The following is a 19903-nucleotide window of genomic DNA, read 5'->3' on the forward strand; positions in this document are numbered from 1 at the left end:
TTCCACTAATAGGCAGTATTGTTCTTAGTTGAAAAAGTTTTACCTCAAAGAGCTGCGAACCCGCCATACTTACTGTATAATCCGCGGCCATTTTAGGCACAAGTAGCGTCGTTTACCGGGTGATATTTTAGATGACTGTAGAAACCTTCAATCCAAGTAAAGCAGCAAACAAAACCACTACTTTAGAAACACCAGTCAAAACACTGACTGAAAATCGTAGTACAGGTGCAAGCAACGGCGCCCGCATTGGGTTTGTCAGCTTAGGCTGCCCAAAAAACTTGGTAGACTCCGAGCGCATTCTTACGCAATTGCGTACCGAGGGCTACGATGTTGTGCCTACATACAACGATGCTGATTTGGTTATTGTTAATACCTGCGGCTTTATTGATGCGGCGGTAGAAGAGTCACTTGATACCATTGGTGAAGCGCTTAAAGAAAACGGCAAAGTCATTGTAACTGGCTGTTTGGGCATTAAAGAAGATGAAATCCGTGAAGTACACCCTAATGTACTGGCTATTACCGGCCCTCACGCTTATGAATCGGTAGTTGAGCAAGTTCACGAACATTTACCTAAGCCTCAACATAACCCGTTTGAACATTTAGTGCCCGATCACGGTGTTAAACTTACGCCTCGTCATTACGCGTATTTAAAAATATCAGAAGGTTGTAACCATAGGTGTACCTTCTGCATCATTCCTTCCATGCGTGGCGACCTAGTAAGCCGTCCGGTGGGCAGTGTGCTTGATGAAGCGAAGCGCTTAAAAGCGGCGGGTGTTAAAGAGCTATTGGTTATTTCACAAGACACCAGTGCGTACGGCGTTGATGTGAAGCACAGAACAGGCTTCTGGGATGGTATGCCCGTTAAAACACACATGCAGCAATTGTGTGAAAAACTGGGTGAGATGGGCATTTGGGTGCGTCTACATTACGTGTACCCCTACCCGCACGTTGACGACCTTATTCCACTGATGAATGAAGGTAAAATTCTACCTTACCTTGATATCCCGTTTCAGCATGCCAACAAACGTATTTTACGCTTAATGAAACGCCCTGGTAGTGCAGATCGTACGCTTGAGCGCGTTAAGAAATGGCGTGAAGCCTGCCCTTCACTGGTTATCCGCTCGACCTTTATCGTAGGTTTTCCGGGTGAAACTGAAGAAGAGTTTGAAGAGTTACTCGACTTTATTCGTGAAGCACAGCTAGACCGTGTGGGCGCATTTGCTTACTCACCTGTTGAAGGAGCTCGTGCCAACGACTTACCTGATCCAGTACCTGAAGACGTTAAACAAGAACGTTTAGCGCGCTTCATGGAAGTTCAGGGTGAAATTAGTGCACAGCGTTTACAAGCGCGCATTGGTAATGAATACCAAGTGGTTATCGACAGCGTAGACAGCGAAGGCGCTGTAGGGCGAACCTATGCCGATGCACCTGAAGTTGATGGGTTAGTTCACCTTAATGGCGTCTATGACGTGAAACCTGGTCAACGGGTGTGGGCCGAAGTCATTCATGCTAACGAACACGATGTGTGGGCGGTACTGTCTGAAGATCAAGATGAAGACGAAAGCCAAGATTAATCATAGAAATGGCCACTAGGTTTTCAAAAAGTCGTTCAAAATAATGACAATATAATAAACAAAAAACCGGTAGTTCCTAAGGAGCTACCGGTTTTTTTAGTTAATAGTATGCCGAAAGCACATCAGACAGAAGTTACTGCGCACTTACCAAGGCAGTTCATCACCATTTGAATGTATAAAACGCCCTGCGCTATCAAGGGTCATTTCGTCGATGCGAGCGACCAATCTTTCAGCAGAAGTATCTGCATCAATATCACCGCTTCCATTCACCATTTCAGTTTGCACAAACCCTGGGTGAAATAAACCTACCGCGATTCCTTGTGGCTTGAGGTCGTTCGCTAATGACACACCAGCAGCATTTAACGCCGCTTTCGACATTCTATAGCCATAATATCCGCCAGAGGTGTTATCGGTCATAGAGCCCATTCTGCTGGTGATCATGGCTATCTTACTGTTGTCGGCCATTGATGGAAGAAGAGTTTGTGTGACAAGCAGAGGCCCCATCGCATTCACTCTAAACTGATAATCTATGGTATGAGGTTCCCAGTCGTCTAAGGTTTCTTTGCCTAACACACCTGCGTTATTAATGAGCAAATCAATCTTAACGTCTGCTAGCTCCGCTAAACTATCAGCCAGCGTATCTGGCTGCGATACATCAACACCCGTGATCACTTTAACGCCAGATGAATTAAGCTCATCACAACTATTGCGACAGGTGGCGTACACCGTCGCGCCTTTCGCTTTATATTGCTTAACCAGGGCTAGACCAATACCGCGGTTGCCCCCTGTAATGACTACGTTCATTTTAACGCTCCCTATTTATATGCTGCACGCTACAAATATAAATACAAATACAAATACCAGTGCTATGCCGAAAAAAGTCGATGGCATGCATTCACAATGAAAACCCTGCGTTAACCATTTATTGGCAACGCTTAATTAGCCTTTCAGCAGGCTAATCATTTTTGCATTTGAATACCGGAATATCTTTTGGCTTTTTTTGATGATTACTCGTTTTTTTGAGCCGCTAAAAAAGCGAATAAAAAGCGCGGCTTACCCTAACGATGCCAGCAAACGCGCAAGATCCTCAGGCGTGTCTATGCCAACGGGTGGTTTAGCATCTGCTACGTCGCAATGGATTTTGTCGCCATACCACAATGCCCTAAGCTGCTCGAGAGATTCAATTTGCTCAAGGGCACTGGGCTGATAACTAACATACTGCTGCACGTATTGTGCACGGTACGCATAAATGCCTATATGTCGAAAATACAATTTAGGATCAGCACTTTGACGGTTTTCCATCATACGATCACGTTCAAACGGGATAGCGGAACGAGAAAAATACATCGCTTCTTTATGTGCATTTACCTGTACTTTAACCATATTAGGGTTAAATACATCGTCGCTTTCTAAAATAGGCGTAGACAAGGTAGCCATCACACATTGAGGTGCATTCGATAAATTACTCGCCACTTGCTTAATGTTTGCAGCAGGAATGAAAGGTTCATCGCCTTGTACATTAACCACAATGCTATCAGCGGCAATGTTTTCTTTATCAATTACCTCGGCAATACGTTCGGTGCCAGACTGATGTGTATCGGCGGTCATACATACATGAGAAAATTCATTAGCAACATCGGCAATGCGCATGTCGTCAGTGGCGACAATAATTCGCTCAGCCCCCGCTTCAGTGGCACGTTCTACCACATGCTGAATCATGGGCTTGCCGTTAATATCAGCCAGAGGTTTACCTGGAAAGCGGCTAGAGCCATATCGTGCGGGAATAACTACTGTAAATGCCATCACACACCTATCGCGTTGCGTCTACTTCATCGAGTGTCATTACCGTTGCTTTACTTTCTATAAGCACCGGAATCCCGTCTTTAATATCGTAAGCTAAACGGTCAAAGCGGCAAATTAGCTTATCTTTTTCATCATTAAGCACCAACTTGCCTTTGCACACTGGGCATGCCAGTACTTCTAATAATTTGTTATCAAATGCCATTGTATTTCCTTGCTTGCTAAGGCGTCATTGTTAAGCCAGCATTAACCAGCTTGTTATCTATTTGTGTGAAAAACTTCTTATCGATACTTGCTGAAACGGGCAAATACCAACAATCGCTGTGAGCGATATCACTTAACTTCACTGCATCTTTTTCGGTCATTAGCACAACGCCCGATGGGATATCATCTGCAGTAAATTGATGATGATCGGGAAACGGTAATGTGCTGGACAAGTTTAACCCCATACTCTTTAACTGCGAGAAAAAACGTTCAGGCGCACCAATACCTGCCATGGCAGTAATATTTTTACTGCGCAAGCTAGTCAGTTCAGCCTGCTCGGTGGGGTTTGTAACAGAGCACAATTCACCGGCTACCAACTTCATAAGATACTGAGGTGTCTGGCCTGCTGTAAGGTCTGGTAACGTATTGTCAGCACGGTTATGCACAATGGCATCTACTGTTGCCAGCCGCCAGTGACCTTCCCTAAGCGGCCCCATTGGTATTAAAAAGCCACTGCCGGTTAAACGTTCGTCCATTACCACCACTTCAACATCTCTTGCTAACGCATAATGTTGAAGGCCATCATCACAGATAATAAGGTCGCAATTAAGATCACTTGAAAGATAATCTGCGCCCCGCCTACGTATAGGGTCAATCACCACGGGTACTTGACTTCGAATGGCCAGTAGTCGAGGTTCATCCCCTACTTCACTGGCATCATCATTAGCGGTGACTTGACGAGGATAATAGCTAGACTTCCCCCCATACCCTCTACTTAAAATACCAACTCGAACACCTTTTTCGCGATAATACTGCGCAAGTGCAAGTACCACAGGTGTTTTACCGTTACCGCCAACCGAAATATTGCCTACGACAATAACTTTAGCACGGCCTCGATACACCTTTTTCAGACCGGTAGAGAATAAAAACCTTCGAAAAGCTGATAACAGCCAGAAAAGTATCGCAAGTGGCGATAACAGCCACACTAGCGGGTGACCAGCGTACCAGCGCTTCACCATACGACTCACTTAGTTATCACCAAACTGCAGCGCGTGAAGCTGAGCATAATGCCCACCTTTTTCAAGTAGCTCCTGATGCTTACCACTTTCAATAATGCGACCTTGCTCAACCACCATGATAGTGTCGGCATTTTCAATCGTCGATAACCTGTGTGCTACCACAATACTGGTACAACGTTTTTGCAATGTTTCTAGTGCATCTTGAATAAGCCTTTCCGATTCCGTATCTAGCGCCGAGGTCGCTTCGTCTAAAATCAGAATAGGCGCATCGGCTAAAATAGCGCGGGCAATAGCGATACGCTGACGTTGGCCGCCAGATAACATAAGACCATTTTCACCAATAACAGTATCGATACCTTCAGGTAAATTACCCAAAAACTCATCGATGTGAGCCATTTTGCAGGCTTGCTCAATTTTGGCCTGCGACACGGTTTCTTTTGCACCATAAGCAATGTTATTGGCAATAGAATCGTTAAACAATGTTACGTTTTGCGACACTACCGCAAACTGCGCCCGTAGTGATTTTAAATCGATACTGTCTAAAGGGTTGTCATCCAACCTAACTTGCCCACTTTGCGGGGAATAGAACCGGGTAAGCAGCGACGAAATGGTCGACTTTCCGCTTCCAGAACGCCCTACCAAAGCAACAGAGTGGCCAGGTTCTGCGGTAAACGACACGTTCGTTAACGCAGGTGAATGCTTGCCAGGGTAAGTAAAGGTCACATCATCGAATTCAATTTTACCGACTGCACGCTCTAGTTTTATGTCGCCTGAATCAGCTTCGTTTTCTCTATCTAGAATTTCAAACACGCTTACGCAGGCAGTCATGCCTTTTTGAAATTCATTATTGATCGTCGTCAGTTGTTTTAAAGGTTTTAGTAGCATCACCATACAAAACACCACGTTAATAAACACTCCCGCAGAGAGCTTTTCAACCATGCCAGGCGTACTGGCAATATAGAGCACTACAGCTAACGCCACAGACGCAATAACCTGAATAGACGACACACTTAAAATTTGGGTAACCGCAAGCTTCATGGTTTGTTGGCGGTTATTATTATTTTTCTGCTCGAAGCGTTTTTGTTCGATGGTTTGCCCACCAAACATAATGACCACTTTATGGCCTTTTACCGCCTGCTCTACCGCAGAGGTTAAATTGCCCATCGCTTGTTGAATGTTTCGACTGACCACTCTAAAGCGCTTACTCACGAATGAGACAATAACGGCAACCAAGGGACCAATTAACAAGAAAATAAGAGATAACTGCCATGAGTAATAAAACATGACCGCGAGTAATCCAATAACAAGCGCCCCTTCCCGTACCAAGGTTAACAAGGCTTTACCAGAAGCATTGGCAACTTGTTCTGTGTCATAGGTCACTTTACTAATTAACGCGCCCACCGCTTGGGTATCGTGGAAAGACACCGGCAAATGGATATATTTATCGAACAACTGTTGTCGCATGCGCATGACGACCTGCGCCCCAATCCACGTTAGTGTGTAGGTACCAAGAAAGTTAAATAGACCCCTTAATAAAAACAACGGGACTATCGCATACGCAGCTAATCGTAAGTACGCCTGATCATTTTTCCCTAGTGACTCGTCAATCATGGGCTGCAATTGTGCAAATACGAAAGTATCTACCGCGGAGTAGCCCACCATGCCAATAACGGCAACGAAGAAAGGGAGTTTAAATTCACGCAGATAGCGTAAAAAGCGTTTAACCTGGAAGGCCGACGGATCGGTTTGTTGCATCAAAGTGTTTTAACCTGTTCGTTATTCATTACTTTCACCCTCGCTATTGTACTAGTACTTGAGTCATTTCCCTAATCAACCCCATGCTTTGATTAAAAATTTTCCTCTTTCTTCACTTCAGATTCTGAAGAAACAAGGTGCCTAGGCGTGTAACTTGGCAAATACCAACGGTTTTGGGCGTCTTTTCGTTCTGACCTAACTATATAGCCACCTTCTGTGAACTCAAGTCGAATGAAACCAAATTCGCTGGTGGTAAATTGGCGAACGCCATATTTCTGATAGCGAGAAAAGACGGATTGGCTTGGAAATTTCCACCTATTTTCATATCCTTGGGTATAAAGAACCACATCAGGAGAGACGCGTTGAATCCATATGTCGGTAGATGAAGTTTTACTGCCATGATGAGGTGCAATTAACACATCAGCACGCACAGCTGTTTGTTCAACGTTGCTTTTATTTTCTTGAGTACCGTTTGTTCTCCCTTCAATTCCCGCTGCCATTCGCTTTTTTTCTGCATGTAGTATGGCGTACTCACTGGCTCGTTCAATATCACCAGGAATCAGAACACTGTGGAATCCATCATCAATTTTAATCACGCAAGACATAGCATTACTGTCTTCTAGATTCCCTTTTTCAGGCCATAGAAAGGTAAGCGTTAACCCTTGCCAGTTAATTACCTTTCCTCGCTCACATCCGTCTATCGGGCTTATCCATGCGGGTTTAATACCTTTGGTGTCTAACCAGGCACTCAACGCGGCTTTTCCTCCTGCATGATCAGTATCACCATGACTGTGAATGACCATATCTACGTGTTCGCTGTTATTTTGCTTCAGGAATGCAGGTATAACCTGACTCGCTAATGGCGCTTCAGCGTTATACATAGGCCCTGTATCAACAATGATGGCATGTTCCCCTTTGGTTAACGCGATAGCAGTTCCTTGGCCAGCATCAAACACATTAACAAACCATCGAGTTGGAGAAGAATGAATAAAAGTGAGGGTAACTGGCAGTATTAGCAATGATACACAGGCCCATTTATATCGCCACCTGGGTAAAATGGCTAATAACATGGCGAAAAGCAGGCACAGTATTGAACCCGTGGTGGGATAGAAGTGAATTGCACTTATTGGCCAAGATGCCGCGTCGCTTAAACAGGTTAAAAGCCAGCCTAATACCTTATCTATTTTAAGTAGCACCCAAATAGCAAAGTCTAAGCTTGTAGGAATATAGTACCCCGCCATTACCGCAAGCAGTGCCACAGGAAGAACAAGCGTAATAACAGGCAATACAAAAAGGTTAGCGATAATGCCGATAGTGCTAGCCGTACCAAACCACAATAGCGTGATAGGCGCCATCACAACGCTTACCCCTAATTGAATGCAAAATAAAGCTTTGTACCACGGCATTGCTTGGAATCGAAATCGCCAATTAAGCAGCCAAATACTTATCACCGCGCCTATGCTTAAATAAAAACTGGCCTGCAGCAACGACAAGGGAAACAACACAATACAAGTAAACAACATGAAAACGCCCATGTGAAATGGCCGTAACACACTATTAAATACCGCAAAGCCAATACCCACCACCAATAAAACGAAAGCTCTGACTACTGGCAATGCCATCCCGCTTAACATCACATACAGCGCAGTACTACAAACCAAAGTCATTAATACGTAGCGCCTTAGGTTTATGAAAGCGTTCTTCCTTTTTATCATGCTACTGGCAACAAAAATAAACGCGCTACACGCATAAAATACCGTCAGGGCGATAATGGATAAATGCATTCCCGATATACTGAAAATGTGCGCGGTACCGGTTTGCCCAATCGTGTGCCAGTCGTCTTTGGTTAACAGACTACGTTCACCAATCAATAACGCCTGAAACCAACGCATTTGATCAAGTGGCAGCGTAGTTATAAAAACGGATATGTTATGACGAACACTATGGTTGTGAACCACGGCTTCACTGTGTAAATGTTTGATATAACCCGTAGCCACAATTTCTTGGCTGGCAAGGTATTGTTGTCGATTGAAGCCTACTGGGTTCAGCGTGCCGTAGGCCGGTTTTAATTTCACCGTGGCAGTGAATTTGTCCCCGTTGTGTAAACAGGTACTCGTCAGGCGATGGCTCAATGTCATTTTTCGAGTGAACTTCAATGCTATATCGTCTATGCCGTTGACGTTGACGACATACGACATAAATCGCGGTTCATCTTTTTCATACCCTGCGTTTGCTACACTGTCGATATTTTCCAAATTTTGTGTATTTACTCTATTTTCTTGACTACTCACGACGCTTTTTTGACCACTTAGACAGCCTCCCCGGTCAACCGTCGCATTAATTGTGACATCTTGTTGAATTTTGCTCTGTGGTAGTTGCCAAGATAGGTGCCAATACCCTAAACTCGCCATCCATGTAGCACCTATTAATGCGCCACTTACTGCAATAAGTACAAACTTCATCCAAGACGTTTGTTTACCGCCGCTTATTGAATAAAGGTAAAAATTGCACTTTGATAGGAACAGCAGTACACCACCACCTATGGCAAGCGTCATCACTAGGTTTAGCGATGGCAACTCGGGCCATAAAACAGCGGTTGTTGCGCTAACACAAAAACTGCCACACCAAATTGTGATACGATTTACCATTGTTTTACGTAGCAATAAATATAGATGGCTGAATGTAGCCCATATGTTGATAGTTAACGAACGAGTGTTATGCCTAAGAAATTTATTAGACGTTTCCTGCCTGAACCGCAGGCTGTAAAGAACAACAAAATTCTGCGCGTGTTTGGCAGCGTTTTGCACGAACCTAATTTATGGCATTTAAACAGACGTTCAGCGGCAGGCGGATTTTGTATCGGGCTGTTTTTTGCGTTTTGGCCTGTGCCCTTTCAAATGTGGCTTTCTGCGGGCGTCGCCATTCCTTTTCGTGCGAATTTACCGCTATCGGTAGCCACGGTATGGGTTACCAATCCTTTCACCATACCGCCCATATTTTATGCTGCTTATAAAATTGGTTCTACTGTACTTGGGACCAAGCCGGAACACTTTGAATTCCAATTCAGTTGGCAATGGGTGGTGGAAAGCATCAGCACTATTGGCCCTGCATTTTTGGTTGGTTGCGCAATTTGTTCCATCATCGCCAGTGCCGTGGGGTATTTCACCCTAAACTGGATTTGGCGTTTTCAGGTTAAAAAGGCTTGGGAACGCAGAAGATTGGCTCGTGCGAAAGCCAAAGTACAAGCACAGTAGCCAGCTCCCCCTACCATAGGCAGGCGGACGCTTAGGCTACGAGTTCTTAGTACGTGCCTAAGTACATCAAATCATACACACGCAGACATGAAAAAGGCGCTCTTAAGGCGCCTTTTTTCATTTGTATGGTTTGCGTTCTATTAATACTGACTGCTCAAACTGTGCTAATTATAAAGGCTAGTCATGCTCTGCTAAAAAAGCGAGTCATGCTCTGCTAAAAAGGCGAGTAACTTAGCTTCATCCCACACTTCAACATTTAGCTCTTGTGCTTTAGTTAACTTAGAGCCCGCTTTTTCACCAGCGACCAAAAACGAGGTATTTTTCGATACCGAGCCTGCCACTTTAGCCCCTAACAATTGCAGTTTCGCCTTTACATCAGAGCGGCCCATTTCACTTAATGTTCCTGTGACTACACAGGTTTTTCCATCAAGCGGTAACGCACTTTGTGGTTTTTTCTCAATTGCAGGCCAATTAATACCCGCCTCTAGTAAGGCGTCGATAACATCGGTATTGTGAGGTTCGTTGAAAAAGTTATGCAAATGCGCCGCAACAATACCGCCTACATCTTGCACTTCAATGAGTTCATCTTCGCTGGCGTTACGAATTGCCTCAAGGGTTTCAAAGTGCAAAGCGAGGTTCGCTGCCGTGGCCTCACCGACTTCTCGAATACCTAACGCATATAAAAACTTCGCCAATGTGGTGGCTTTCGACGCCTCAAGTGAGAGTAACAATTTGGCTGCAGACTTTTCGGCCATACGTTCAAGGCCAACCACATCGCCCAATTTAAGATTAAAGAAATCTGCAGGGCTATGCACTAAATCGGCATCAACGAGTTGATCGACCAACTTATCGCCTAAACCGTCGATATCAAATGCTTTTCGTGAGGCAAAATGCTTTAACGCTTGCTTGCGCTGCGCCGCACAAATAAGGCCACCGGTACAACGAGCAACCGCTTCGTCTTCCAGTTTTTCTACATTAGAACCACAAACTGGGCAGTCTGTAGGAAAAACGATGTCTTTAACGTTGTCATCTCTTTTGGCTTGTACCACAGAAACCACTTGGGGAATAACGTCACCCGCGCGTCGAATAATAACGTAGTCGCCTACTTTCACCCCTAGTCGGTCAATTTCATCTTGATTATGTAGCGTGGCGTTTGACACAGTAACACCGCCTACAAATACGGGCTCTAATCTTGCCACTGGCGTTATTGCACCGGTACGTCCTACTTGAAACTCAACATCTAACAGTTTGGTTATTTCTTCTTGGGCAGGAAATTTCTGTGCAATGGCCCAGCGCGGCGCGCGTGCAACAAAGCCTAATGCTTGTTGTACGCTAATATCATCAACTTTAAACACTACGCCATCAATATCGTAAGGTAAGTCGTCACGAAGGGTCAATATACGCTGATAATACGCTAAGCAGCCTTTGCCTCCCTCTGCGGTGTCGATATCAGGGCATAAGGGAATACCCCACTCACCTAACTGCGCTAATCGCGCACTATGATGATGTGGCAGCTCAAAATCCTCAGGCGTAACCACACCCAATGAATAGGCGTAAAACATTAACGGGCGTTTTGCTGTTACTTTTGAATCAAGCTGTCTAAGACTTCCAGCGGCAGCATTACGCGGGTTAGCGAAAACTTTACCGTCGTTAGCACGCTGATAATCATTAAGCGCTTCAAAGCCCTTTTTAGGCATAAATACTTCGCCGCGAACTTCTAATCGAGACGGGTAGTTTTCGCCGCGTAATTTAAGCGGAACGTTAGCAATGGTGCGAACATTGGTAGTAATGTTCTCACCAACTTGGCCATCACCCCGAGTCGCTGCACGTACCATTTCGCCATTTTCATAAAGAATACTAACCGCTAATCCATCAAGCTTTGGTTCGCAACTAAAACCAAGTTCTTTATTGTCTTTTAAGCGATCGTAAATACGTTTTTCAAACGCCAATAGCGACACATCATCAAACGCGTTATCAAGTGATAACATAGGCACTTCATGGGTAACTTGCTCGAAAGCAGAAAGCGCAGAGCCCCCCACTTTTTGACTTGGCGAACTTACACTCTGCAATTCAGGGAATTGCTTTTCGATGCTGATGAGTTCCTGCATATCTCTATCATATTGCGCATCGGGCACTGTAGGGGCATCGAGCACATAGTATTGATAGTTGTATTCGTTTATCTGCCCACGAAGTGATTCGGCGCGGGCTTTTGCTTGTTCTAACGTGTCTGACATGATGATACTTGCGTGTAATTTTTTAAAAGAAATGGCGGTTTCACTCTGCTAACTAAAACAGAGGCAGCACGCTCACTCAATGCTAATTGGTGACTGTACTTAACGCCAAATAATTGTCCTAATGGTAGCATGAGAAAACAAAAAAGGGCCGCTAAAAAGTCAGGCCCTTTATGCTAATTTATAGGAATTGACTACTGGCGGGCAATCATACGTTTGCGTTCAAACTCACGTATTTTTTCCATGTATTGCTGTAAACCTTGTTTAGTTAGCACACTACGACGTCCATCAAGCACTTGAGCACCGAACTCATCCGCCAACTTACGTGCGGCGTTGTGCATCATATTGAACACTTGATGAGGGTCGCCCTCAATGGGCAGGATCATAAACAAAGAAACTCCCTGTGTGTTAAACGTTTCAAGGTTATCAATATCGAAAATTCCAGGCTTAAACATATTAGCCAAGCTAAATAACACTGGTCCTTTACCATTGGAATTAACGTGGCGATGGAAAATATCTTGGTCGCCAAACTTAAAGCCAAGCGTTAGTAACATTGGCAACAAAGCTGCGCCAGATATTGGGTCGTCCTCGGGGGCTTTAACGTTGAGTACGAGTACTTCTTGTTCAACTTGCTCAGAAGCGCCCTCATTTTGGGTGCGACTGCCTGAAGCAGTTTGCATACTGTTATCTTGGCTGTCTGTACTGGCGCTTTCTGCATTGGCTGCATTGGCTGCACTATCGTCAAAATCGATACGCATTTGATCATCGCCAAATTTAGGCTCTTGGCGCTTACGAGAAATAGGCTTACTGCGCTTGCCTTTCATAAAGCGTTTAGCTTGTTCACCTAAGCCGCTGGCACTTACGACCTCAGCACCTTCGCTTGCCTGATTTTGGGTCTCTTTGTAGCCTGTTTGCGCGGTATTACCCGACACAGATTGTGTTGCCGGTGAGTCCAAACTGAAATCATCGATTTCTGGTGAGTTGTGTTCAGGCGTTGGTTGGCTATTGCCCGCATCAGGAGACACTGGTGTACTGTCTACCGCACTATAACTTACAGAAGGCTTGTTGATAGCGGCAGTTTCAACTTCGCTAGCAGGTTCATCATCGCCTTCACGTAATAGAAACCCAGGAGGTTCTGGGAAGGAATCTGCACTCAATCCGTCATCTACATTTGCAGGGACTGAAGTGCTCTGAAGATGCGGCTTTGGATTAGACACTACCGAACCATAAAGCTTAGGTTTATCGGCTACCTTTTCTTTCGGTGTATTAGTCTTGGAAGCGGAATCTTCAGCACTCACTCCACGACTAGCGCCATTAGCTTCTTTCTGCGCAGTAGCAGCTAAATGATCAACCGTTTCATTTTCACCCGATGATTTATCCGATGCATTATTAACATCATGCTGAACACTGACATCGCTAACATCGCTATCAGCGGTGCTATCGTTACCATAAAAGCTTTTTGCTTTGGAGGCACTCGCCGCTGTGTGATTGGTACTGCTATGTGAATCACCTAGGTCTTGTTCATCGCTTGTATCGAAACTGTCTTGCGCATTTTCTTGTGCATTGCCAGAACTCACCACGCGAACCTGGCCAATACCTAATTCATCAAATCCTTCTGATTGCGAACCTTCTTCCTCACCGGTATCTGCCCACTGACGGGGTTCAACTCGAGGTTTACTGCTCGCCTTTCCGTTTTTGCGAATTTTCCAAATACCGTGAGCAAGCACTGCAATTATAAAGCAGGTACCTGCAAACAATAGTGATAGACGTAATTCATCTTCCATTTAGCTTCGTCGCCCTTTGTTATGCTTCTGCGAAAGCCATTGCTTGTTCAACATCAACCGCTACCATCCTAGACACACCAGGTTCTGCCATGGTAACACCGGTTAAATGACTTGCCATTTCCATCGCAATCTTATTGTGGGTGATATAAATAAACTGTACCGTTTGCGACATTTCTGAAACCAAGTTACAAAAACGCCCAACGTTAGCATCATCCAATGGTGCATCAACTTCATCCAGCAAACAAAATGGTGCTGGATTAAGCCTAAATATCGCAAATACCAATGATAAAGCGGTTAACGCTTTTTCTCCACCGCTTAAAAGGTGAATTGTGCTATTTTTCTTACCAGGAGGGCGCGCCATGATAGTCACCCCAGTTTCTAGCAAGTCATCGTCGGTTAAGGCTAAATAAGCAGAGCCTCCTCCAAACACTTTTGGAAACAGGGTTTTCAAATCTTGGTTCACTTGCTCAAACGTAGTAGAAAAACGGGTACGGGTTTCTTTATCTATTTTACGTATCGCGCTTTGCAATGTTTCCAATGCATCGGTCAAATCATGGTATTGAGTATCAAGGTGTAACTTTCGTTCCGATTGGGTTTCGAATTCTTCTACCGCTGCCAAATTCACCGCCCCCAAGCGAGACAAACTTCCTTGCGTGCTTTCAAGTTCTTTCTGCCATTTTGTTTCATCTGCCTCGTCTGGCAATGTTTCGAGAATAGATTTTAGCGACAACTTGCTATCTTCTAATTGCTCCAAAATGGCAGTAGCACGCACTTTAAACCCTTCAATCTCGATATTTAGCTTTTCGATGTTGCTCGTGCGCTCTTGAATATCTTTCGCCAACGCCTGTTGACCTTTTTCAGACTCACGCAGCATTTGCTCTATTTCATCATGCTTAGATTGGTACTCGGAACGCTTGCTTTCAAGTTCACTTTTTTGTGTAAGCAGTTCTTGTAATTGAACTTTTTGAACCGCCTGTGGCGCTGACAAGTCTGTAAGCTCTTTGCTTAGCGTATCCCGTCTCGATTGATAATCGGTGAGCTGCTGTTGGTTACGCGTTACCTGTTGTGCATATAAATTTTGATGACTTTCCAATTGCTGTACTTTTAATGCCATCTCATGAGCCTGATGTGTTAACGACTCTACCTTGCTGCGAAGTTGCGCCACCTTATTATCAAATTGTTCTCGGTTATTTTGCGCTTCGCTAACGCGCGCTTCGTATTCCGATAACTGCGCTTCATGAATTTCAAGCTGTCCGGATAAAGTAACGAGCTGCGCTTCTTCTTTACTTAACATGACGTTTTGCTTGCTTAATTCGTCTTTAAGTTTTGCGCTTCGCGCCGCTAATTGTTCGTTTTGCATCACCAACACAGACATGGCATTGGTATGCTGAACTAGGGTATTTTTAAGGTTCTCATAAGTGAGTTTGGCATGGTCACTTTGCTCGGCATTACGACTAACCAGCACGTTAGCTTCTTCTACTTTTGCCTGGGCTAATGCTATATTGTCTTCAATGTGGTTAAGCTTTTCACTCAAATCAGCCAGTTTTGATGCTCTATGTAACACGCTGTTTTCAACCTCACCGCCCCGCACTATCCAATCTTTAGCACACCAAAGACCTTCTTCTGAAAGTACAGACATTGTGTTTTGAAGGGTGCCGACCATATCCAGTGCATCAGCGTTGGTTTTACACAGTAGAATATGATTGAACGCTTCTGGCACCCGTTTGTTTTGTAAAGCCGCAGCCAAGGTGTTGGGTTGTTTTACATCGGTGAAAGCTGATTGGGCAAACACCCGCTCCCCCATGGGTAAAAGCGGTATATGATTAACTAAGTCGTTTATTTCAAGAGAACTGGCAATATAAGGTTGATGCCAATAGCGCAATACGGTTTCCACACAGTCATTCAAATTTTCTGGCACATTCAACTGCTGCCACAACAATTGTAAGTCGCTATGCACCTCGGCATAGCCAGTAGCAGCATCATCTTGCAGTGCTGATAGTGCTGCAATGGTAGATTGCAAAGATTGTCGTTCGCCATCTAGCTCTCTATGCATTGTTTCTACTTGTGCTAGGGCTTGCTGACTGCCTTTAAGGGCTTCTTTGGTGTCGTTGTATTGCTCCAACGCCTCGCTTACCTGAACTTCGGCTTCATCAATTTGCGCGCTCAACATCGAAATCCGATCGGTAATATCATCGGTATCGAGCTGGCTAAGCTCATCGTTCAGTTCACTGATACGCTGTGAAGTACGAAGCTGCATGTTCATCGTCGACTGAATTTGACTATGACAGGTTTGTACTTCTTGCTTTAAACGATGATAAATTTGTTCGTGCTCGCGGCTTTGTGCACTGAAATCACGGCGTTCTTGCTCGGCATCATCAAACATGTCTTTGGCTTGTGCCAAAGCTTCATCATTCAATGCTTGCTGGGGTAACAAGGTGTCTAAACCCGATTTAGAGGTGGCTAACGCTTGATTAGCTTCTTCTAACCCAGCGACCAACAAATTCGTTTGCTCGTTCAAGGTGACGAGTTCGGCCTCAATCTGTTGTTTGCGCTGCTGACTATGTAATTCGTTTTGTTCAATACGAGTAATGGCGTTACTGGTGGTAAATAGCTGCTGCTGTACATCGTCTGCAGCTTGTTTGTTTTGCGCCAGTTGCTCTTTGTAGGTGAGCATGCCCGCTTCATCACCATGTTGCCGTAACACTAATGCATCAAGTGCTTGCTGGTGACCTTGCAGCACTTGCTGCAAGTTTTCAGTTTGTTCGTTATTTTTTAAAAAGCGGATACCCGCTAATTGCCCCTTGAGTTCACGCACTTTCTCACGCAACATCTTATAACGGGTTGCAGCCGCGGCTTGGCGCTGAAGCTTTTCGAGTTGTTGACCAAGTTCATCACGCACATCATTTAACCTTGCTAGGTTATCTTGCGTGTGGCGAATACGATTTTCAGTTTCCCGCCTTCTTTCTTTGTACTTGGAAATACCGGCAGCTTCTTCGATGAAAACTCGCAGCTCTTGTGGCTTAGATTCTATTAGCCGAGAAATCATACCTTGTTCAATAATGGCGTAAGAGCGAGGCCCTAACCCTGTACCCAAAAACAAATCGGTGACATCACGACGACGGCACTTGGTGCCGTTTAAAAAATAGGTAGATTGGGCATCGCGGGTGACTAATCGTCTTACTGATAATTCGCTGTAAGTCGCATATTCGCCACCAATTCGCCCTGCACTGTTATCAAAAAACAACTCAACACTGCACTGCCCCACAGGTTTACGAGCGCTAGAGCCGTTGAAGATAACGTCGGTCATGGCATCGCCCCGTAAGTTCTTAGCAGAACTCTCCCCTAGCACCCATCGTACGGCATCGATTACGTTCGACTTTCCGCACCCATTTGGGCCGACTACAGCTGTCATTTCACTAGGAAAAGGAATTGTGGTTGGGTCTACAAAGGACTTAAAGCCCGCTAGTTTGATCTTTTTTAAACGCACAACAATACCTTACGCACTAAAGCTACGTAACAAGATGCGCCCCGTTGATATGGGTTAAACGTTATAAAAGAAATATTTAGCGTATTGGCTAAGTGCATTAGGAAGCACATTTTTATGGTTTTTATTATGCTTGAACTTTACCAAATCTAACAGCTTGTAACAATTACCATTTCGTTTGCGTTAGGGTGTTACGTATAATGGGTAAGTAATTTTGTTTTAGTAAAAGTGTTATTAAAACCATCGTAGCAAAACCGAGCACTGGAGTAATGATGAGTTCGCGAAGTGGTATACATTATTTTTTTGAAGGGTTTTCATTAATTAAAACTAAAGGCTTAAAACGCTTTGTTTTTGTTCCTTTAGCTATCAACATTCTGCTTTTTTCCGCCGCATTCTATTTTCTATTTGGCCAAATTGAATACGGCATAAGCTATGTAATAAACCTAGTACCTGAATGGCTGGGTTGGATCAAAACGGCAGTAAATTTCTTTTTATGGCCGTTAGCGGTGTTAAGTGTACTGCTTATATTTGCCCTAATATTTGGCACACTTGCAAACTGGATTGCTGCGCCTTTTAACGGTGTATTGTCAGAAAAAGTTGAGCGCCACTTAACAGGGCAAGCGATGGGTGACGATGGATTACTCGACCTTGTAAAAGACATTCCACGCACCTTGGGCCGAGAATTTACCAAGCTCTTTTGGTATATCCCTCGCGCTATAGGCTTCTTGATACTGTTTATATTTGTGCCTGTATTCGGGCAAATTCTGTGGTTCTTATTTTCAGCCTGGATGATGGCAATTCAATACTGCGATTACCCTTACGATAACCACAAAATTGACTTCAAACGCATGCAAAATCACCTGTCGCAGCATAAAGGCAAATCGATGTCCTTTGGCATTATGGTGAATATCTTTTCACTTATTCCCGTGGTGAACTTTATCGTTATGCCAGTCGCCATCTGTGGCGCTACATCAATGTGGGTAAGTGAACTACGTGACGAGGCATTAAGAAACCGGGTTTAATGCTTAATTCTTCGGTATTGTTTTTAGCGTCTGTTTTAGCATCGGCAGTGGTAGCAGCATCTGCTGCCGCCTCACCCGCATTTATTTCACCACTCGCTTTGTGGCTTTCGTAGGCCGCAAGCCATTGCCCGGCCTCTTGGGGTTGTCCGCTTTTATGAAAAGCCTGAAACAGGTTCATTGAAATAGGTCGCTGCGCCGCGGGATTTGCTAACTGGTCTTGCCACAAAGACAGGTACAAATCGGGTATGACCCCACTATCATGGTGTTCCATAAACGTGATAACACGACTAGGTTTGTAGCTGGTGACGTTTATTGCACCACAGGTTTTCGCAGTGCCTACCCGTAAAGGTAAAAACGCTTCTTTGGCTTTGGTTTCCCAGTGATTTACGGTGTTTTGAGGATGATAAGCAATGGCACCGTCCATAGTAAGATTAGGCGGAGCAAATGTATTTAACCCTTCGTTAGAGCAGTATCGCCTCGCGGCGTTGCGTGACAACGCATATTCGTCAATAAAACCCGCGAAGTGCGCCAGCTCGTGTACCATCACCGAGTAAGCATCGCTTATATCTAAGTACATCACCCCATTTTGGACATTAGCTTTGCCCTGCTCCGATACCACGATGGCATGGGTAACATCCCGTGCCTTAACAATTGGCGCCAGTGGCTTCACGTTGCAGGCAAGATTACCTTGCCCTTGAAAATTAGCGTTACAATCGAGCACATTATTTTCAAGCCATAAAGGCGGCGCAATACATAGCGGAAGTTCACTCAACCGCTCATCGTTCACATAGTCTTTGTATAACTTATCAGCACGAGCAATCGTGGCCAATGAGGTAGCGACAAGTTGTATTCGCTGATGGCACATTGTATTTGATTGCCATGAATATTGAGACACAGCAGTAGGTGTTGTTGGCCTATACCGTTTAATAACAGATGCTATCTGCTGCGCTAATTTATGACCTTCCTTAGCGGCGCGCTGAATAAATACTTTTGCGTCGTCACGATTATTTTCATCCCACAATAACCTGCCGTACTTAAAAGCACTTTGCATATCATCCATGGCCGTTTTCTGAAGCCAAGGTTTTGCTAATTCTGGTTGAGCGTGTAATAGATACCAATCAGCGAGTGCAGCTTGAGCAGGCATATAGCCTTGTTCAGCCGCTCTAATTAACCATTTCTCTCGTTTTTCTGGATTCTCAGTCGCCATGGCAAAGGCGAGTTGCGCTTCGGCGACATTACCAAGGGCAGCTAAACGAACAAGCCGATCTGAAGCGGCCTCTTCACCAAGTAATTGGTACAACGCCCATGCTGCGTCAGCATTATTAATTGAGGCTAACTGCTCAAGCCAATATTGGGCATTATTTTTAGTTGCTACATTGATAAGAAGGTGTTGTGCTTCTTCGCTGGCATTGTCGTTGCCCTGACTTGTACCAGATTGTTCATGATTTTGCGCCGCAAGCCATAGCAGCGCGTAAACGCTTTGCTTTAACGGCCGAGCTTTATTTGACGAAAGTGGGTTACTCGCGGGAGCGCTAGCAGTTGAATCAGCGCTGGCTGAATTAGAGCTAAGTGGATCAGAACCGGCTTGTTCGGGTGCCAATGCATCAGATAAATCAGGCTCGGTTGAAAGAGGCTCGGCTAAGAGGAATTGCTTATCGTAAGCATGTATTGCCGAGGTAGCATTACGCACTAACTGCTGCGTGTAACGGCCGCTGTCGCCCGCTATTAGCAACAGCGCTATTATCGCTAGTGTTAATCCACGCATTGTTTAGGCGC

Annotated in this window: 13 protein-coding genes; 3 read left to right on the plus strand and 10 right to left on the minus strand. The window is 44.7% G+C overall.

Annotated features, from left to right (window positions below):
• Nucleotides 1–131 precede the first annotated feature (131 nt).
• Complete coding sequence (gene rimO / locus C7Y69_RS07920; protein ID WP_126872340.1) at nt 132–1574, plus strand: 30S ribosomal protein S12 methylthiotransferase RimO; 1443 nt, start codon at nt 132–134, stop codon at nt 1572–1574.
• A 144-nt stretch (nt 1575–1718) separates the two neighbouring features.
• Here rimO and C7Y69_RS07925 read toward each other — a convergent pair whose 3' ends face one another.
• The 6 genes from C7Y69_RS07925 to C7Y69_RS07950 form a co-directional block, all read right to left on the minus strand.
• Nucleotides 1719–2378: an SDR family oxidoreductase gene (locus tag C7Y69_RS07925; protein ID WP_126872341.1), complete on the minus strand. Its 660-nt coding sequence runs from the start codon at nt 2376–2378 to the stop codon at nt 1719–1721.
• A 249-nt stretch (nt 2379–2627) separates the two neighbouring features.
• Nucleotides 2628–3377 carry a 3-deoxy-manno-octulosonate cytidylyltransferase gene (gene kdsB / locus C7Y69_RS07930; protein ID WP_126872342.1) on the minus strand — a complete coding sequence of 250 codons (750 nt, stop codon included), beginning with the start codon at nt 3375–3377 and terminating at the stop codon, nt 2628–2630.
• A gap of 7 nt (nt 3378–3384) precedes the next feature.
• Nucleotides 3385–3579, minus strand: coding sequence for a Trm112 family protein (locus C7Y69_RS07935; protein WP_013783967.1), 195 nt, complete (start codon nt 3577–3579; stop codon nt 3385–3387).
• A gap of 16 nt (nt 3580–3595) precedes the next feature.
• Complete coding sequence (gene lpxK, locus C7Y69_RS07940; protein WP_126872386.1) at nt 3596–4597, minus strand: tetraacyldisaccharide 4'-kinase; 1002 nt, start codon at nt 4595–4597, stop codon at nt 3596–3598.
• A gap of 9 nt (nt 4598–4606) precedes the next feature.
• Nucleotides 4607–6352 (minus strand): lipid A export permease/ATP-binding protein MsbA, encoded by a 1746-nt coding sequence (gene msbA, locus C7Y69_RS07945; RefSeq protein ID WP_126872343.1) that lies wholly within the window; start codon nt 6350–6352, stop codon nt 4607–4609.
• Nucleotides 6353–6444: 92 nt separating this feature from the next.
• A complete protein-coding gene (locus C7Y69_RS07950) occupies nt 6445–9000 on the minus strand; it encodes a DNA internalization-related competence protein ComEC/Rec2 (RefSeq protein ID WP_126872344.1) in 2556 nt (851 codons plus the stop codon).
• Nucleotides 9001–9069: 69 nt separating this feature from the next.
• Between C7Y69_RS07950 and C7Y69_RS07955 the strand changes: the two genes are divergently transcribed.
• Nucleotides 9070–9606, plus strand: coding sequence for a DUF2062 domain-containing protein (locus C7Y69_RS07955; protein WP_057791593.1), 537 nt, complete (start codon nt 9070–9072; stop codon nt 9604–9606).
• A 191-nt stretch (nt 9607–9797) separates the two neighbouring features.
• Here the strand turns inward: C7Y69_RS07955 and ligA are convergent, their stop codons facing one another.
• The 3 genes from ligA to smc form a co-directional block, all read right to left on the minus strand.
• Nucleotides 9798–11840 carry an NAD-dependent DNA ligase LigA gene (gene ligA / locus C7Y69_RS07960; protein ID WP_126872345.1) on the minus strand — a complete coding sequence of 681 codons (2043 nt, stop codon included), beginning with the start codon at nt 11838–11840 and terminating at the stop codon, nt 9798–9800.
• A 191-nt stretch (nt 11841–12031) separates the two neighbouring features.
• Nucleotides 12032–13621 (minus strand): cell division protein ZipA, encoded by a 1590-nt coding sequence (gene zipA / locus C7Y69_RS07965; RefSeq protein WP_126872346.1) that lies wholly within the window; start codon nt 13619–13621, stop codon nt 12032–12034.
• Between the two features lie 19 nt (nt 13622–13640).
• Complete coding sequence (gene smc, locus C7Y69_RS07970; protein WP_126872347.1) at nt 13641–17108, minus strand: chromosome segregation protein SMC; 3468 nt, start codon at nt 17106–17108, stop codon at nt 13641–13643.
• A gap of 269 nt (nt 17109–17377) precedes the next feature.
• Between smc and cysZ the strand changes: the two genes are divergently transcribed.
• Nucleotides 17378–18127, plus strand: a complete 750-nt coding sequence (cysZ, locus tag C7Y69_RS07975; protein ID WP_126872387.1) for a sulfate transporter CysZ — start codon at nt 17378–17380, stop codon at nt 18125–18127.
• Here the strand turns inward: cysZ and C7Y69_RS07980 are convergent.
• Entirely contained in the window at nt 18072–19892 is a 1821-nt protein-coding gene (locus C7Y69_RS07980) for a tetratricopeptide repeat protein (RefSeq protein ID WP_260563451.1), read from the minus strand. The genes cysZ and C7Y69_RS07980 overlap by 56 nt on opposite strands.
• Nucleotides 19893–19903 lie beyond the last annotated feature (11 nt).

Source organism: Alteromonas sp. KS69, from assembly GCF_003989595.1.
Classification (GTDB): Bacteria; Pseudomonadota; Gammaproteobacteria; order Enterobacterales; family Alteromonadaceae; genus Alteromonas; species Alteromonas naphthalenivorans.